The following is a 15795-nucleotide window of genomic DNA, read 5'->3' as shown; positions in this document are numbered from 1 at the left end:
GCCCCGAGCGACCCGGGGAAGCGGAACGGCCCGGCCCCGAGCGACCCGGGGAAGCGGAACGGCCCGGCCCCGAGCGATCGGGACCGGGCCGTTCATCGGACCTCGTCGACCCGCCCACGGCGAGTCGACGGTCGTCAGTCGAGCTTCGCGGAGAAGTCCTTGAGCCACGGACGCAGGTCGGGGCCGAGGTCGTCGCGGTCGACGGCGAGCTGCACGATCGCCTTGATGTAGTCGAGACGGTCGCCCGTGTCGTAGCGGCGGCCTCGGAAGATGACGCCGTAGACGCCGCCAGTGCCCTCGACGTCGCCCGCCATCTCCTGCAGCGCGTCGGTCAGCTGGATCTCGCCGCCCTTGCCGGGTTCCGTGTGCTCGAGGATCCCGAAGACCTCAGGCTTCAGGACGTAGCGGCCGATGACGGCGAGGTTCGACGGGGCGTCCTCCTTGGCCGGCTTCTCCACCAGACCGGTCACACGGACCACGTCGGGGTCGTCGGTCTTCTCGACAGCGGCCGCCCCATACATGTGGATGGTGTCCGGGTCGACCTCCATCAGCGCGATGATGGTCGCGTTGCGACCCTCCTGCTCTTCGAGCATGCGCTCCAGGAGGACGTCGCGGGCATCGATGAGGTCGTCGCCGAGGAGCACGGCGAACGGCTCGTCGCCAATGTGACGCTTGGCGCGGAGCACCGCGTGGCCGAGGCCCTTCGGGTCGCCCTGGCGGAGGAAGTGGATGTCGGCGAGCTCGTTGGACTCGTTGACCTTCTCGAGTCGCTGCGTGTCACCCTTCTTCACGAGGTTGAGCTCGAGTTCGGTGACACGGTCGAAGTGGTTGGCGAGCGCGTTCTTGTTGCGCCCGATGATCATGAGGACGTCGGCGAGACCGGCGTTGACGGCTTCTTCCACCACGTACTGGATGGCGGGCTTGTCGACGACGGGCAGCATCTCTTTTGGCATGGCCTTGGTCGCAGGCAGGAATCGAGTACCGAGGCCCGCTGCAGGAATGACGGCTTTTGTGATTCGTGAGGTCATGGGAGCGACCTTATCGTTCTGATGTGACTCGCAGACTGAGCAATTCTTGCTTCCTGGCCCTCGTTTCGGGGGTTTCGCGTACAGCGAACCACAATGAAGGACAAGTGATGGAAAGCGGCCGGACGGTCGATGGCGCTTAGAATGGCTCCCATGACGAGTCCGGCTGAGCACGAGAAACGCGCGCTGCGCGCTGAACTCCGCGAACGTCGCGAACTCATGACGTCCTCGGAGCGGGAACGCACCTCGATCGGCATCACCGACAACCTCCGCGCACTCGTCGAGCGCACCGGAGCGGAGTCCATCGCCTGCTACCTCTCCTCCCCGCGTGAACCCGACACCCGCCCCTTCCTGCGCTGGGCGCAGGATCGCGGCATCCGCATCCTCTTCCCCGTCACCCGCCCGGACGGTCTGCTCGACTGGACCGTCGGCGAAGACGGCGTCGAGACGGAGGGGTTCGCCGGAACGCCGGAGGTCGTTGGGGAACGGCTCGGCCCCATCGCCATCAACGACGTCGACCTCATCCTCGTCCCGGCCGCTGCCGTGGACGGGACCGGCCTGCGCATGGGCTGGGGTCGCGGCTACTTCGACAAGACGCTCGGCTCCATGGAGAAGTGCCCACCCGTGTACGCCATCGTCTACGACGGCGAGATCCTCGACCAGGTGCCCAGGGAAGCGCACGACGAACCGGTCGGCGGGGCAGTCACCCCGACCAGGATCCTCGATTTCACCCCGGCTCGGCAGCGTCGCTAGACGCTGCACGCATCAGCCGAACGACGCATAACCCAGGAGAACCACGTGCCAACCTACGCGTACCGCTGCACCGAGTGCGGCAATGCCTTCGACGTGCAGCAGGCGTTCACCGACGACTCGCTCACCGAGTGCCCGTCGTGCGGCGGCAAGCTGCGCAAGCTCTTCAGCGCCGTCGGCGTGACGTTCAACGGCTCCGGCTTCTACCGCACGGACTCCCGCGCCGGCGCATCGAAGTCGTCCTCTGTGCCCGTCTCCTCTGCCAGCAGCGCGTCCTCGAGCAGCGGCTCGTCCAGCAGCTCGTCCGCGTCGACCAGCGGCTCCAGTGGATCGTCGAGCTCAAGCGGCGGCGCGCCAGCGTCGACTGGTGCGTCTTCCAACTGAGCAGATAGCGTTGTCCGGAGTCAGGTCCAATACACCCTCCGGAAGGTGCCCATGCTCAAGGGATTCAAAGAGTTCGTCCTCCGTGGCAACGTCATCGACCTCGCGGTCGCCGTCGTCATCGGCGCGGCGTTCACCGCTGTCGTCAACTCGCTGGTCGAGAACGTCTTCAACCCGCTCCTCGGCGCGCTGTTCAAGTCGGAAAGTCTGAACACGGCGTTCGTCGTGGCCATCCCGACGTTGGATGGCAAGACCGCCAATGTCGCATTCGGCGCGTTCCTCGGCGCACTCATCCAGTTCGTCCTCGTGGCGGCCGTGGTGTACTTCGTCATCGTGGTGCCGATGAACCACTTCAAGCGCATCACGACGAAGCCGACCGTCGCTGACGAGCCGGCCGCTCCGAGCGAGCTGTCGCTGCTCACGGAGATCCGCGACCTGCTGAAGACGGGCGAGAGCTCGCCGCTGCCGCCGGCGCGCGACGACACGACCGACGGCCGGTAGGCGTCGGGAGTTCCACCCTTCGACAGGCTCAGGGACCACGGTCCCTGAGCCTGTCGCATTCCCCCCCCCCCGCCGCCGCCCCGGTCCCTGAGCTTGTCGAAGGGCCCCACCCCAACCACCCGCACCCGGTCCCTGAGCTTGTCGAAGGGCCCACACCCCAACCGCCGACCCCGGTCCCTGAGCTTGTCGAAGGGCCCGACCCCAGCACGGCCGAAGCACCCCTACCAGTGCGGCGGAACGTTCCGCTTCAACTCGTCGTCGTTGCCGCCGGGCGACGGCTTCGCAGCCGCAGCACCACCCCATGCCTGGTCGGTGTCCTCCGCGGCCTTCACCGGCCCGCTCGGCAGCTGCGGCGCCGGGTCCGTCCCGGGCGCCCCAGGACGCTGCGCACGCCGAGACCGCTTCGCCCGCACAACGGCCGGCCCGACGACCGCTTCCACGGCCGGTTCCACGGCAGGCTGCTGCCCACCGTCATCGGACGGCCCTGCAGGCGTCATCAGGAGTGCCGTGGCACCTGGACCGCGATGGGAGCGGTGTTCAGGTCTTCCGTGGAGACGAGGCCCAGGACGCCTGCGACCCGCTTCGCGACGGCGTCCGCGTCGGCGAACAGGTCGAAGCTGTGCACACGCACGTAGTGCCAGCCGAGGCGACGCAGCACATCCGGCCGGAGCCTGAGCGACTCGCGCAGGCTCGTCTCCGCGAGCTGCGAATCGCACTCCACCACAACGGCCCGTCCGTTGAACGCCGCGACGAGCGCGAGCTTGCCCCGGTAGCCCATGTCGACGCGCATGCCGAGCGTCTCCAGCCTCGTGGCGAGGTCGACGAGCATCGGTTCGGCCTCGTGCGTCGCCTGGTCGGCTGCCGCACGACGGGTCGTGTCGGTGAGGATGCGGGCAAGCGCGAGTATGCCGTGCTGCACACGCGCCTGGTCGAGGTCTTCCGGTCGCATGCACGACACGATGACCATCGAACGCCTGGCGCGCGTCATCCCGACGGCGAGCAGACGGTCGCCGCCCGGCTGCCCGAGGGCGCCGAAGTCGGAGAGCACCCGTCCGTGCGGCGTGAGGCCGTAGCCGATGGAGAAGATGACCCGGTCGCGGCTCTCCGCGACGGACTGTTCGAGCGTCAGGACCGTGAACGGCTCCGCGCGCTCACGCAGGAGGAACTCGGAAAGGTCCGAACGGCGCGCGAACGCCGCCAGGACAGCCTGCTGCACCCGGACGGCGTGCTTCTGGCTGGCCGTGACGACCATGAGCGACTCGCGTGGACGGTTGGAGGCGTGCTCGAGCACGAGTTCGACGACGCGGTCCACCTCGACGTCGACGCTCTCGATGGCGCCCGTCACCGGGTCCGGCATGCCGAGGCCGCCAGGCACGTAGTCGAGGCTCAGGCTGCCGTGGCCGAGGAACGATCCGGCCCACGGCAGGGAGTCGATCTGTCCGCCGTAGAAGCGTTCGTTGACGAGTTCCGCGAGGTCTTCGCCGCCGGCGCGGTAGCTGCGCGTCAGCATGAGCGTCGGCAGGACGGCGCTCAGGCGTTCGAGGGCGGAGTCGCGGTGCAGCTCCCCCAGGTCGACGTCAGGTTCTGCCGGGTGGTCGACGTCGTCGACACCGATCGCGAACGGCGACGGGCTCTGCGTCACCGGGTCGCCGAAGGCCACGACCTGGCGCGCCCGACGGATGGCGTCGACGTTCTCGGCCAGCAGCGTCGCGCCGGCGTCCACGAGGAGCACGGTGTCGAAGCCGGCGCCCTCCGGGATGCGCGGGACATCGTACGGCGAGACGAGCCACACGGGTGCGAGTACCCGCGAGAGCGTCGGTGCGGCGGTTTCGAGGTCGGTCGCGGAGATCTGGGCCGTGCCGGCCTGGCCGTCGCGCTTGAGGAGCGTGCGGAGGGCCATGCCCTCCTCCGGGTGATCGACGAGGCCGATCTTCCAGGTGTCGGCGAGGAGCGATGCGAGGAGCTGGCCGGAAGCCGATGCGTGCGCCTCGTCGACGAGGCGGAAGTCGGATTCCAGGCGCTCGACGACGGTCGTGTTTGCGCCGAGGAGTCCGCGGTCCTCGTTGAGGAGGTACTCCAGCATCGACTGCCACCAGGACAGTTCCAACTCGTCCGCGAGGCGGTTTCCCGGGACGTGGCGGTCGGAGAGGTCGATGATGAGTTCGCCGAGGCCCTGCTCGCGGAGGCCGGCGAGGATCGCGGTCCGCTCCTGCAGGTTGTGCAGCACCTCGGACTCGGTCGCGAGCTCGGAGATCGTGCGGACGAGCGTCGGGATGGGCAGGCGTCCGAGGCGGTCCGGCGTGCCGGCGATGCCGAGCGGTGCGTCGACGCGTTCGAGGTCCTCCGCGACCCGCAGGAACGCCTGGTCGACCTCGGCGATGCCGATGGGCACCTCCGGCGGCGCTCCCGTCGTCACGTACCGCTGCCAGAGGGTGCGCTGCTGCTGGATGCGGCGCAGCGAAGCATTCATGTCCGCGACGTGCGCGCCGGGCCGCAGGTACTCCTTGGCGAGGGACTTCAGGCGGCGACGGCTGGCGGAGGACATCGCGGCAGAGTCCTTGCGGGAGCTCGTGGCGACGATGAGATCGGCGAGCGAGCGGTCGAAGACGTCCGGCTGGAAGCGGTCGAGCGTCTCGCGGATGTCGGCGAGCAGGTGCAGGTAGATGCCCAGCTCGTCGATCGACTCGAACGGTCGCATCTGCGTCTGCCCGATGAGGTCGTACGCGCGTTGCAGGAGCTGCGGGAGATCCTTGCGGTGCAGCTTCTTCGCGAGTTCGTGGGTGGCCTTGGCGCCATCGGTCGTGTCGAAGGACGCGCCGTACCAGGGCGAGTCGCTCGGCCCGTACTTGAACTCGCCGAGCGATGCCGCCGCTTCCAGCGCCTCGGCTTCCCGGACGCGGCCGTGTGCAAGGCGCACGAGCGACTCGCGGTCGAGGCGGACGAGCGTCCCAGGCGGGATGGGGAGCTTCGAGAGCTTCGCGAGCGCATCGAGGGCGTCGATGACGGAGACGCCCAGATCGGGGTCCGTCGTCGCGATGGAGGACCGGTAGTCCTGCAGGACGCGACGCAGGCGCACGAGTGCGTCGTCCACCTCGCCCACCTGCGGCGGGACGGCCCGCTCGTTGCGGGTGATCGCCTGGATGACGTCACGACGCAGGCTTCCGGGCGAGACGCACAGGCCAGGCAGGCCCACCTTCTCCAGCCGGTGCCTGATGCCGTCGAGCGTCGAACGCCGCGGGCTCACGACGAGCACTCGCTTGTGCTGCGATGCGAGGACGCCGATGGCGTTCACGATGGTCTGCGTCCCGCCGGTGCCTGGGAGGGTCGTGACGACGAGCGAGTTGCCTGCGCCGATCTGCGCGATGACGTTCTCCTGCTCGACGTCGGCGTCGAGGAGCAACGTGTCGGTCGACGGCGGACGCTCGTCCTGGCCGGGGGCGTCGACGGGCTTGAAGCTGCTGCGCACGAGCTTGGCCGCCTCCTCGTCGCCGGCTGCGGCATCGAGGATCGGGTGATCGAGCTTGACCGCGTCCTCGAGCAGGGAGTGCCCGACCGTGCCGAAGGAGGAGACCACGAGTCGCGGCTGCACGCTGAACCAGTCGAGGCCGGAGGTGAGCATCCGCAGCTTGTCGATGACGGGCTGCGGCTTGAAGACGCCGCCTGACTCGCTCAGCGCGACGAACTCCTCCGGATCGAAGATGATGCCGAACTGCTCGCGGAGCGCCCGCACGAGTTCCGGGTTGGCGTAGGTGTTGCCGCGCAGCTTGACCTCGAAGTCGCGGCCGTACCGACGGATGGCGAGTGGCCGGAGCAGGACGGGAGCGCAGAAGTCCTCGTCGCCGTGCTTCCACTGGGCGAGTCCGACGGCGAGGTGCACGGCATCGATTCCGCGGACGGTCGAGAGCTCGATGCCCTTCGTCGTGATGCGGTCGGCCGCACGCTTGGCCGCGCGGAGCGCGATCTCGTCGCGGATGAGGTTCGAGAGGAGGGTCGACTTGCCGGAGATGAACTGCGGCAGGCCGCCCGGGTGCGTCGAGCTCAGCTCGACACGGGTGCTCGGGGCGTCCACGAAGTGCAGGAGCGGTGATGGACCACCGACCTGTTGCAACTGATGACGCCATTCGGCGAGCGCAGTGTCCACGGCGCCGGCCGCAGCGGCGACCTCGCCGTTCTGCAGGTCGATGTCCTCCTGCACGCGTTCGAACCCAGACGTCACGTTGCCGTCATCCCGTCTCTTCTCCAACCGCCACACACTTGCACCATAGACGCCAACACGCCGAATACCCCGCAATCGTCGCGGGTTTTCGTGGACTTGGCCCCCGAATCCGGGTCAGAGCGTCGTGAACGCGCGGATCGGGGGTCTGATCGGCCGGTCCTAGGACACACCGAGGAGCCCGGAGAGGACCATCACCGCGGTTCCCCTGAGCACGATGTCGCTGCCCTGCTCGGTCATGCGGAGCACCACGCCGCCGTGGAATTCCGTCATCGTGCGCGCTTGCACGGTCGCGACGGCGCTGTCCATGAGGACGCCGCCGAGGAGGTCCTCGGGTCCGCTCAGGACGATCTCGGACAGGTTGAGCGCTCCGACGATCGCCGCGAGCGAGATCCCGAGGCGTTGCCCGGCCGCGGCGAGGATGTCGGCGCGTCGCTGCTCGGCCTCCGCCTCCGGGAGGTCAGCGGCGTCGACCGCGTCGATGAGTTCACGCAGGTGCGGGACGGCGAGCCAGGCTTCGAGGCAGCCGCGTTTGCCGCACGCGCACGGCGGTCCGCCGTCCGTCCCGACGACGACGTGCCCGATCTCGCCGGCGGCGAACCGGCTGCCGAACATCAGCTGCCCGCCGACGAGCAGTCCGGCGCCGACGCCCTGGCTGACCTTGACGAGCATCAGATCTCCGGCGCCGCCGCCGAAGGAGTATTCGGCGAGCACGGCCGCGTTGGCGTCGTTGGCGACGAGGACGGGGACCTGGGCGACGTGTTCGATGGCGCCCTGCAGGTCGACGTCCGTCCAGTCGAGGTTCGGCGCACTGCGGACGTACCCGGCGACATCGACGACACCGGGTGAGCCGACGCCGACGCCAAGGACCTCGACGCTCGTCAGGTCGAGCAGTTCCTCGGCGAGCGCAACGGCCTTCGCGATCGCGTCCTCGCCTTTCGCCCCGTCGAGTGCGACCTCGCGGGCGAGCACGATCTCACCGTCGAGGGTGAGGATCGCCCCGCGGAACGATCGTGTGTCGGAGAGGTCGAGTCCGACGATCTGGAATTCGTCCCGGTTGATGTCGATGAGGGTGGCCGGCTTCCCCGGCCTGGTCGACTCCCGGACTCCGACTTCGACGATGAGGTTGTCGGCGATGAGCGATGCGACGAGGTCGGAGATGCTCACCCGGGTGAGCCCGGTCGCCCGCGCGATGTCCGCCCGGCTCATCGCCCCGCTTGCGAAGAGGGTCTGCATCACGAGCGCACGGTTGTGACCCCTCGCGTGCTCCGGCAGGACCTTCGCGCTCGGGCGGAGCCTGCGGCCGGGAGCGTAGGAGAAGGAGTCCAGACGGTCGTGCGCGCCGTCCCCTCCTGCGATTCCACCGACACTCATGGGATAAGTAAAGCAGGCTTCCCATCATCGATGCCGCTCCCAGCGGTTCCGGCCCGTCCGCACCGGATCCCGCGGGTTCCGCAGTTCCAGCGGCGGCGCCGTCCACCAGGCCGTCACCGGATGGTCACCGACGCGTCCCCTGCACAGCACCCCTGGGCCGCACGAGCTGCAGGACCATGGTGATGTGAGGATCGCAATCGTGGCCGAGTCGTTTCTTCCGCAGATGAACGGCGTCACCCACTCCCTGCTGCGGGTCATGGAACACCTCTCCGATCGAGGCGACGACGTCGTGGTGATCGCACCTGGCGCGGGGGCCGCGACGCCGGACCACCACGGGAACGCACGCGTCGACGGGCTGCCGTCGTTCGCGCTCCCCCGGTACCGGAACGTGCGGGTCGCCGCCGGAGGGGTGCGCCGCATCGCCGCCATCCTCAACGGGTTCCGGCCGGACGTCGTGCACCTGGCGTCGCCGTTCGTCCTCGGCTGGCGCGGTGCACAGGCGGCGGAGCGGCTCGATCTGCCGACCGTCGCGGTGTACCAGACCGATGTCCCGGCCTACGCCGCCCGCTACGGCTTCCCGGTGGCGGAACCGTTCCTCTGGCAGCACGTCGAGCGCATCCACCGGCGGGCGACGCTCACCCTCGCCCCGTCGCGGGACGCCCTGGCCCAGCTCGAAGCGCACGGCGTCGGCCGCCTGCGGCTGTGGGTGCGCGGCGTCGACGCCGTGCGGTTCTCACCTGAGCGCCGCAACGAGGAGTGGCGGCGGGTCGTCGCACCCGGCGGGGAACGGATCATCGGCTACGTCGGCAGGCTCGCGTCCGAGAAGCAGGTCGAGGACCTCGCGGCACTCGCCTCCATGCCTGGCACACGACTCGTCATCGTCGGTGACGGCCCGCTCAGGGCCCCGCTCGAACAACGACTCCCCGATGCCGTGTTCCTCGGATTCCTCGACGGCGACGCCCTCGCGACGGCGATGGCCGGCTTCGACGTCTTTGTGCACCCGGGAGAGTCCGAGACCTTCTGCCAGACGATCCAGGAGGCGATGGCCTCTGGCGTGCCTGTGGTCGCGACGGGGCGGGGCGGCCCGGTCGACCTCGTGGATTCGAGCCGCACGGGCTGGTTGTACGAACCTGGCCGGTTGGAGCAGATGCGGGCGTTCGTGCAGGACCTCGTGGGCGATGACGGCAAGCGCGCCGCGTTCGGGCAGGCGGCAAGGGAGGCGGTCGCGCCGCGCACGTGGAAGAGCGTCAGCAGCGCACTCGTCGGCCACTACAGCGACGCGATCGAACTGCACGATGCGGCAGCGAGGCTCCGCGACGGCATCCCGCCGCGGAGCAACCCGCTGCAGGCGATCATTCGCCGGGGTAGCGCACGCCGATCTGACGTCTGACCTCGTCCATCGTCTCCATGATGCTGATGGTCTCGGCGACCGGCAGCCGGTCGCCGCTCAGCTCGCCGGAGGCGACGATGCGTTCGAGCTCCCACGCCTGGTACTGCATGCCGCGGCCGGCGACATCGGAGGTGTAGCTCTCGATGACTTCCGCGTCCGGGCCGAGCACGCGGAAGTCCGCCGGGTCCTGCCAGGTGCGGTCGATCTCGATCCACGCCTTCGTGCCGACGATCGACGCGCGGTTCGGACCGGGCGCGCGGCTCGACGCGAGCGTCACGGCGGTGGCGCCGTTCGCGTAGGTGAAGAGGGTGGTGACCTCGATGTCGGTGCCGACGTCCTGCAGCGTTCCGGACGCCTGGATCCGCTCCGGCGTGCCGAACAGGTCGGAGGCGAAGGAGATCGGGTAGACCGAGAGGTCCAGGAGGGCGCCGCCGCCGAGCTCTGGCGCGTTGATGCGGTGGGCGGGGTCGGTGGACAACAGCTGGTTGTGACCGGCCGTGACGTTGCGCAGCTCGCCGAGGGTGCCGGCCGCGATGATCTCGCGGATGCGGTCCATGTGCGGCAGGAAGCGCGACCACATCGCCTCCAGGACGACGAGGCCCTTCTCGGCTGCGAGGGCCACGACTGCCTGCGCCTCGGCGGCGTTGAGTGTGAACGGCTTCTCGATCAGGACGTGCTTCCCCGCGTTCAGCGCGAGGATCGCCTGCTCGGCGTGGAACGGGTGCGGAGTCGCGATGTAGACGACGTCGACCTCAGGGTCGTTCACGAGCGATTCGTAGCTCGTGTGCACGTTGGGGACGCCGTATTCGGCGGCGAACCCGTCGGCGGTCGACTGCGATCGCGAACCGACGGCGCGCACGTCGAAGCCGTGCAGAACGAGGTCTGCGGCGAATGCCTTCGCGATGCCGCCCGGGCCGAGGATCCCCCACCGCAAACCGTTCTGCTTGGTGCCGTCCGTCATGTGAGTTCTCCTTCGAATCGTCTGGTTCGAGCCTACTGGAACGGCAGGGACCGACCGGCACGATAGGGGCTCGTGACAGGGCCCAGACGTGCATGGTTCCGCGCTCCGGACCGGATGCGGGACGTCATCGTGCACCGTTTCCTCGATCCGGCATCCGCGACGTTCTATGCTGGTCCGGCACCGCGATGCGATGAGGCCCTACTCGTGACCATGCGGCGCCTCATCGTGGAGGGGACCACTGTATGAAACCGTTCGCCTGCCGTCGCGCCCGAACGCTGATCGGAACCGCGATCGGAGCGATGCTCGTGACCGTGTGCCTGAGCGCGTGCGTCCAGGAACCGCCGGCCCCGGCCGTCACGATCGTGGTGACGGAGACGGCGACCCCGACGCCCACCCCGACGCCGCCGCCCGCCGCAGCCCCTGCTCCGCCGCCTGAGCCCGCGCCCCTCGTGCCGAACGCCCCGGCAGCCCCCAAGGAGCCCATCCCCGAGGGGCCGGCCGACGACACCGGCGCCATCCCCGGCGCGACCGGCGCCCCCACGAGGGACGCCGACGGCAACCTGTCGACCTACACCGTCGTCTCCGGCGACGCCTTCTTCGAGATCGCGCAGCGCTTCGACCTGCCCCAGCAGCAGCTGCTGCGGATGAACCCGTCGATTCCCGGCCTCGGCCTCGAGATCTACATCGGCGACGTCATCAACCTCGACTGGACGAAGACCAAGTAGCCGCCTCGGCGCCCGCGGGTCAGCCGAACGGGATCGCCCCGACGAGCACACCGACCACGAGCATCACGACCGACACCACGGCGGCGCGCCACAGCACCTTCTTGTGGTGGTCGCCCAGGTTGACGCTCGCGAGCGACACGAGCAGCAGGATGGCCGGCACGAGCGGGCTCTGCAGGTGCACCGGCTGACCGGTGATCGACGCCCTGGCCATCTCGACCGGCGAGATGCCGAAGGTCGAGGCGCTCTCGGACAGGATCGGCAGGATCCCGAAGTAGAACGCGTCGTTGCTCATGAAGAACGTCATCGGGATGCTCAGCACGCCCGTGATGACCGCGAGGAACGGGCCGAGGGCGTCCGGGATGATGGCGACGATCCAGTCCGCCATCGCCGAGACCATGCCGGTGCCGTTCAGGACGCCGATGAGGACGCCGGCCGCGAGGACCATCGACACAACGCCGACGATGCTCGGCGCGTGCGCCACGATCTCCTTCGACTGCTGCGCGAGCTTCGGGAAGTTGATCAGCAGCGCGACGCCGGTCCCCACCATGAACACGTACGGCAGCGGTACGACGTCGATCACGAGCAGGACCATCACGGCGATCGTCAAGGCGAGGTTGAACCAGATGAGCTTCGGGCGCAGGGTCTCACGGTCCGGGTCGAGCATCGTGTCGGCCATCGCGGTGTCATCCGGCCGCACGAGCGTCGCGAGTGCTCCGCGACGCGGCCTGGCGAAGGAGGTCGCCATGCCTCCGGTGAGCGGTGCAGCGGCCGAACCGCCGCCGGACGCCGCAGCAGCGACGCCTGCCCCCGGTGCGTGCGCGAATCCGTCGTCGAGCGAGTCGAGCATCCCGAGCGCACCGATCCGCTTGCGCTCCCCCAGCCCGAGCATCCACGCGAACACGAACACGATGACGAGACCGGCGGCGAGCGACGGCAGCATCGGCACGAAGATCTCCGTCGGCGACACGCGCAACGCCGAAGCGGCCCGCACTGTCGGACCGCCCCACGGCACGATGTTGAGCGTCCCGTTCGCCAGCCCGGCGACACACGTCAGCACCACCGGGTTCATCCCGAGCCGGAGGTAGATCGGCAGCATCGCGGCAGTCGTCACGATGAACGTCGTCGAGCCGTCGCCGTCCAGCGAGACCGCGGCCGCGAGGAGCGCCGTGCCGAGCACGATCTTCGCCGGGTCGTTCCCGAGCGCCCGCACGATGAACCGCACGAGCGGATCGAACAGGCCGACATCGATCATGATCCCGAAGTACATGATCGCGAACATCAGCAGCGCGGCCGTCGGCGCGAGGTTGCCGATCGCTTCGATGACCATGTCGCCGAGGCCGAGCCCCGCGCCGGCGAAGAGCCCGAAGATCGTCGGGACGAGGATGAGGGCCACCATCGGGGTGAGCCGTTTGGTCATGATGAGCACCATGAAGGTGAGGATCATCGCAAAACCGAGGACTACCAGCACGTCGACTCCTTCGTCTGAGTGGGTGTGGATGCGCCGACCAGGGGGTCGGCCGATCCGTTCCACAGGTTAGGAGGGCCGTGCTTCGCCGTCGCGCTATTCCGCGTTCGGCTCGGATAAGCGGCTTGACGCACGTTCTGCGCATTCTGCTCACGCACCGCCGACCGCCGGACGGGCGTGTCCACGCCGTACGATCGTGGGATGGTCGACGTCGACGCCCCGAAACGGCCCCGCCTCCGCTTCGCCACACAGGTGCTGTTGCTGCAGCTGCTCGTGGTCACGGCCGTCATCGCGATCAGCAGCGCCATCTCGATCTGGGCCGGGGTCCAGCGGCTCGCGCACGAGGCGCAGTCGACCGCGTTGTCCATCGCGCAGAGCGTTGCAGAGGACGTCGACGTCCGCGCAGAGGTTACGGCCGAGTCGCAGAACGACGGCGAACCGGACGGCGCCGCTCTCGTCGCAGGGCCGCTGCCCGCCATCGCGACCGCCGTCGAACGGCGCACGGGCGCGTTCTTCGTGGTGATCACCGATGACCGGGGCATCCGTCTCGCGCACCCGGATCCGGCCGAGATCGGCAAGCGGGTGAGCACCAGCCCGGACGCCGCACTCCGCGGTGAGGAGACGGTGTCATGGGAGACGGGGACCCTCGGGCCGTCCGCACGGGCGAAGGTGCCCGTCTACGCGGCGGGATCGACCGGGAACCTGCCAGCGGACGTGGTGGGCGAGATCAGCGTCGGGTTCGCCCCGCAACGCGTCTTCGAGGACGTCGTGCGGGATGTGGTCCCCGTCGTCGTCGGGGTGGTCGCGGCCCTCGCCATCGGACTGCTCGCCTCCGTGCTCATCCGGCGGCGCCTCAGCCGTCTGACGCTCGGGCTGCAGCCGGAGGAGCTCGCTGCCCTCGTGCAGAATCAGGCCGCCGTGCTGAGCGGCGTCGGCGAAGGGGTGCTCGCGGTGTCGCCCACCGGCGTCGTGACGGTCTGCAACGACCAGGCGGCGGGCCTGTTCGACGTCGGCGACTGCGTGGGACTGGACTTCGACGACCTCGGGCTCCCCACAGCCCTCCGCGAGCTCGTGGCCGGCCGGGAGGACACCGCGGAACCCCTCCAGCTCGTCGTCGGACAACGGGTCCTCTTCGTCGACGTCCGGACCGTGTCCCATGACGGCGTCCCGCTCGGGCGGGTGCTCGTCGCACGCGACCGCACCGATGTCGAGGCGCTCACCAGACGACTCGACGCCGTCGCAGCGATGACCACGGCGCTCCGGGCGCAACGCCACGAGTTCGCCAACCGGCTGCACACCATCGCCGGCCTGCTGGAGATCGGACAGGACGCCGAGGCCAGGAGCTACCTCGCGAACGTCCTCGACCACGGCCCGCTCAAGTACCCGGTCGAGCACGCGGACCGGCTCACCGAGCCGTATCTGCAGGCGTTCATCGGTGCAAAGGGCGTCGAGGCGGCGGAGCGCGGTGTGCTCCTGACGCTCGGGTCGGAGACGCTCGTCACCGGGTCGCTGTGCGATCCTGAGGACGTGACGACGGTGCTCGGGAACCTCATCGACAATGCGATCACGGCCGCGGTCGATGGCCGGACGAAACCGGCCTGGGTCGAGGTCGAGGTGCTCGACCACGGGTCGGAGCTGCATCTCTCGGTGATGGACTCCGGTGACGGGGTCGATGACGGTACGGGTCACGGTGCGGCCGGTCGCGAGCCGGGTGCTGGTTCTGGTGCCGGCGGACGCGGGGGCGCCGACGCGGACGCAGAGACGGACACCGGACGGATCCGCGGCCTCGGGCTCGGCCTGCCGCTCTCGCGTGAGATCGCCAGACGCCGGGGTGGGGACGTCTGGCTCGCCTCACCGAAGTCGGGCGTCGACGAGCCCCGCGCCCACGGAGCCGTCTTCTGCGCGCGGCTGCCCGGGGTCATCGAGCCGCTCGGTCCGGAGGACGAACGATGACGGCGGCGAACGATCTGCGTGTGCTCGTCGTCGACGACGACTTCCATGTGGCGCGCCTGCATCGCGAGTACGTCGACTCCCGTCCAGGGTTCCGCGCCCTGCAGCCGGTCGGGACCGCTGCGGAGGCGATCGCCGCGATCGCCAGGGACAAGCCGGACCTCGTGCTCCTCGACGTGTACCTCCCCGACCGCAGCGGGCTCGACGTGCTGCGTGAGATCGACGCGGACGCGTTTGTGGTCAGCGCGGCGACCGATGGCGCAACGATCCGCCGCGCCATCCGCAACGGAGCGCTCTCCTACCTCGTCAAGCCGTTCTCGGCGACGCTGCTCACCGATCGCCTCGGCGCCTACGCCCGGTACCGCAACATCCTCGATGAGGGCGCGACGCACGACCAGGAGGCGGTCGAGCGGGCGCTCCGCGTGCTCCATTCCGGCGACGCGAGAGGCGGTGCGACGTCCCGCTCCGCGACGGAGCAGACCATCTACGAGGCGGTGTCCGGTGCCGTCGCCGACCTCTCGGCGATCGACGTGGCCGAGCTCGTCGGCGTCTCACGCGCAACGGCGCAGCGATATCTGGCCGGCCTCACCACGAACGGGCTCATCCGCGTGCAACTGCAGTACGGGACGACCGGGCGTCCCGAGCACCGCTACGGCCCGACACCGGGCTGACTCGGGGCAGACTCCGGGCTGACTCCGGCTCAGCGCTCGGAATTGGCCGCGAGCGGCTGAGATGCCGCGTCAGTGTCCGTGTCCGCGCCCGGCTCCGCCTCCGCGTCGGAGAGTTCCTCGGCCATCTTCGCCCACATCTGGATAGTGGTCGGCGAAGCGTGGCCGAGCGCGGCCTGCAGCGTCTTGAACTGGATCCGCAGTTCTCGCGCGTCCTTCGTCGCGCGCGGCAGCTCCTCCTTGACGACCGCGTCCCGCACATCCCGCAGGACGAGCAGTCTCGCGATGGCCCGATCACCCTCGGTCGGCTTCCCGGTCGCGAGCTCTCGTGCCCGACGTTTGGCCAGGGCTGCGACGGCCCGTTCGATCTCCGGTTCCAGACGGCTCATGCG

14 protein-coding genes are annotated in these 15795 nt (G+C 69.4%); 7 read left to right on the top strand and 7 right to left on the bottom strand.

What is annotated here, in order from left to right:
- Positions 1 to 134 precede the first annotated feature (134 nt).
- Positions 135 to 1028 (bottom strand): UTP--glucose-1-phosphate uridylyltransferase GalU, encoded by an 894-nt coding sequence (gene galU, locus ACL9RL_RS02775; protein WP_422778684.1) that lies wholly within the window; start codon positions 1026 to 1028, stop codon positions 135 to 137.
- A gap of 150 nt (positions 1029 to 1178) precedes the next feature.
- On the opposite strand from galU, the gene ACL9RL_RS02770 reads away from it, so the two are divergent.
- Genes ACL9RL_RS02770 through mscL form a run of 3 tightly spaced genes read left to right on the top strand, consistent with a single transcriptional unit; the run spans position 1179 to position 2657 of the window.
- A complete protein-coding gene (locus tag ACL9RL_RS02770; protein ID WP_422778683.1) occupies positions 1179 to 1778 on the top strand; it encodes a 5-formyltetrahydrofolate cyclo-ligase in 600 nt (199 codons plus the stop codon).
- 45 nt (positions 1779 to 1823) lie between these two features.
- Entirely contained in the window at positions 1824 to 2159 is a 336-nt protein-coding gene (locus ACL9RL_RS02765) for an FmdB family zinc ribbon protein (RefSeq protein ID WP_422778682.1), read from the top strand.
- A 51-nt stretch (positions 2160 to 2210) separates the two neighbouring features.
- Positions 2211 to 2657: a large conductance mechanosensitive channel protein MscL gene (gene mscL, locus ACL9RL_RS02760; RefSeq protein WP_422778681.1), complete on the top strand. Its 447-nt coding sequence runs from the start codon at positions 2211 to 2213 to the stop codon at positions 2655 to 2657.
- A gap of 221 nt (positions 2658 to 2878) precedes the next feature.
- Here mscL and ACL9RL_RS02755 read toward each other — a convergent pair whose 3' ends face one another.
- The 3 genes from ACL9RL_RS02755 to ACL9RL_RS02745 form a co-directional block, all read right to left on the bottom strand.
- Complete coding sequence (locus ACL9RL_RS02755; RefSeq protein ID WP_422778680.1) at positions 2879 to 3154, bottom strand: hypothetical protein; 276 nt, start codon at positions 3152 to 3154, stop codon at positions 2879 to 2881.
- Positions 3154 to 6873 carry an AAA family ATPase gene (locus ACL9RL_RS02750; RefSeq protein WP_422778679.1) on the bottom strand — a complete coding sequence of 1240 codons (3720 nt, stop codon included), beginning with the start codon at positions 6871 to 6873 and terminating at the stop codon, positions 3154 to 3156. Before ACL9RL_RS02750 ends, ACL9RL_RS02755 begins: the two co-directional genes overlap by 1 nt.
- A 159-nt stretch (positions 6874 to 7032) precedes the next feature.
- The gene (locus ACL9RL_RS02745; protein ID WP_422778678.1) at positions 7033 to 8244 is read right to left on the bottom strand and encodes an ROK family transcriptional regulator; all 1212 of its coding nucleotides are present in this window, start codon (positions 8242 to 8244) and stop codon (positions 7033 to 7035) included.
- 184 nt (positions 8245 to 8428) lie between these two features.
- Here ACL9RL_RS02745 and ACL9RL_RS02740 point away from each other — a divergent pair, with 184 nt between their 5' ends.
- A complete protein-coding gene (locus tag ACL9RL_RS02740; protein WP_422778677.1) occupies positions 8429 to 9634 on the top strand; it encodes a glycosyltransferase family 4 protein in 1206 nt (401 codons plus the stop codon).
- Here the strand turns inward: ACL9RL_RS02740 and ACL9RL_RS02735 are convergent.
- The gene (locus tag ACL9RL_RS02735; RefSeq protein ID WP_422778676.1) at positions 9597 to 10595 is read right to left on the bottom strand and encodes a Gfo/Idh/MocA family protein; all 999 of its coding nucleotides are present in this window, start codon (positions 10593 to 10595) and stop codon (positions 9597 to 9599) included. The two genes, ACL9RL_RS02740 and ACL9RL_RS02735, sit on opposite strands and share 38 nt — an antisense overlap.
- 242 nt (positions 10596 to 10837) lie before the next feature.
- Between ACL9RL_RS02735 and ACL9RL_RS02730 the strand changes: the two genes are divergently transcribed.
- Complete coding sequence (locus ACL9RL_RS02730) at positions 10838 to 11320, top strand: LysM peptidoglycan-binding domain-containing protein (protein WP_422778675.1); 483 nt, start codon at positions 10838 to 10840, stop codon at positions 11318 to 11320.
- A 19-nt stretch (positions 11321 to 11339) separates the two neighbouring features.
- Here the strand turns inward: ACL9RL_RS02730 and ACL9RL_RS02725 are convergent, their stop codons facing one another.
- Positions 11340 to 12842, bottom strand: a complete 1503-nt coding sequence (locus ACL9RL_RS02725) for a CitMHS family transporter (RefSeq protein ID WP_422778695.1) — start codon at positions 12840 to 12842, stop codon at positions 11340 to 11342.
- A gap of 144 nt (positions 12843 to 12986) precedes the next feature.
- Between ACL9RL_RS02725 and ACL9RL_RS02720 the strand changes: the two genes are divergently transcribed.
- Both ACL9RL_RS02720 and ACL9RL_RS02715 read left to right on the top strand, forming a co-directional pair.
- Positions 12987 to 14738, top strand: a complete 1752-nt coding sequence (locus tag ACL9RL_RS02720; protein ID WP_422778674.1) for an ATP-binding protein — start codon at positions 12987 to 12989, stop codon at positions 14736 to 14738.
- Positions 14735 to 15406: a response regulator gene (locus tag ACL9RL_RS02715; RefSeq protein ID WP_422778673.1), complete on the top strand. Its 672-nt coding sequence runs from the start codon at positions 14735 to 14737 to the stop codon at positions 15404 to 15406. The genes ACL9RL_RS02720 and ACL9RL_RS02715 overlap by 4 nt, the downstream gene beginning before the upstream one ends.
- Before the next feature lie 29 nt (positions 15407 to 15435).
- Here ACL9RL_RS02715 and ACL9RL_RS02710 read toward each other — a convergent pair whose 3' ends face one another.
- Positions 15436 to 15792 carry a hypothetical protein gene (locus ACL9RL_RS02710; protein WP_422778672.1) on the bottom strand — a complete coding sequence of 119 codons (357 nt, stop codon included), beginning with the start codon at positions 15790 to 15792 and terminating at the stop codon, positions 15436 to 15438.
- Positions 15793 to 15795: the final 3 nt, after the last annotated feature.

The sequence above is a fragment of the Plantibacter sp. Mn2098 genome, from assembly GCF_049319745.1.
GTDB lineage: Bacteria > Actinomycetota > Actinomycetes > Actinomycetales > Microbacteriaceae > Plantibacter.
This window is presented reverse-complemented; position numbering and strand designations above follow the sequence as displayed.

Coding starts and splice junctions, on each gene's coding strand:
- galU (WP_422778684.1), bottom strand. CDS start 1,028: ATGACCTCACGAATCACAAAAGCCGTCATTCCTGCAGCGGGCCTCGGT.
- ACL9RL_RS02770 (WP_422778683.1), top strand. CDS start 1,179: ATGACGAGTCCGGCTGAGCACGAGAAACGCGCGCTGCGCGCTGAACTC.
- mscL (WP_422778681.1), top strand. CDS start 2,211: ATGCTCAAGGGATTCAAAGAGTTCGTCCTCCGTGGCAACGTCATCGAC.
- ACL9RL_RS02755 (WP_422778680.1), bottom strand. CDS start 3,154: ATGACGCCTGCAGGGCCGTCCGATGACGGTGGGCAGCAGCCTGCCGTG.
- ACL9RL_RS02745 (WP_422778678.1), bottom strand. CDS start 8,244: ATGAGTGTCGGTGGAATCGCAGGAGGGGACGGCGCGCACGACCGTCTG.
- ACL9RL_RS02735 (WP_422778676.1), bottom strand. CDS start 10,595: ATGACGGACGGCACCAAGCAGAACGGTTTGCGGTGGGGGATCCTCGGC.
- ACL9RL_RS02730 (WP_422778675.1), top strand. CDS start 10,838: ATGAAACCGTTCGCCTGCCGTCGCGCCCGAACGCTGATCGGAACCGCG.
- ACL9RL_RS02720 (WP_422778674.1), top strand. CDS start 12,987: ATGGTCGACGTCGACGCCCCGAAACGGCCCCGCCTCCGCTTCGCCACA.
- ACL9RL_RS02715 (WP_422778673.1), top strand. CDS start 14,735: ATGACGGCGGCGAACGATCTGCGTGTGCTCGTCGTCGACGACGACTTC.
- ACL9RL_RS02710 (WP_422778672.1), bottom strand. CDS start 15,792: ATGAGCCGTCTGGAACCGGAGATCGAACGGGCCGTCGCAGCCCTGGCC.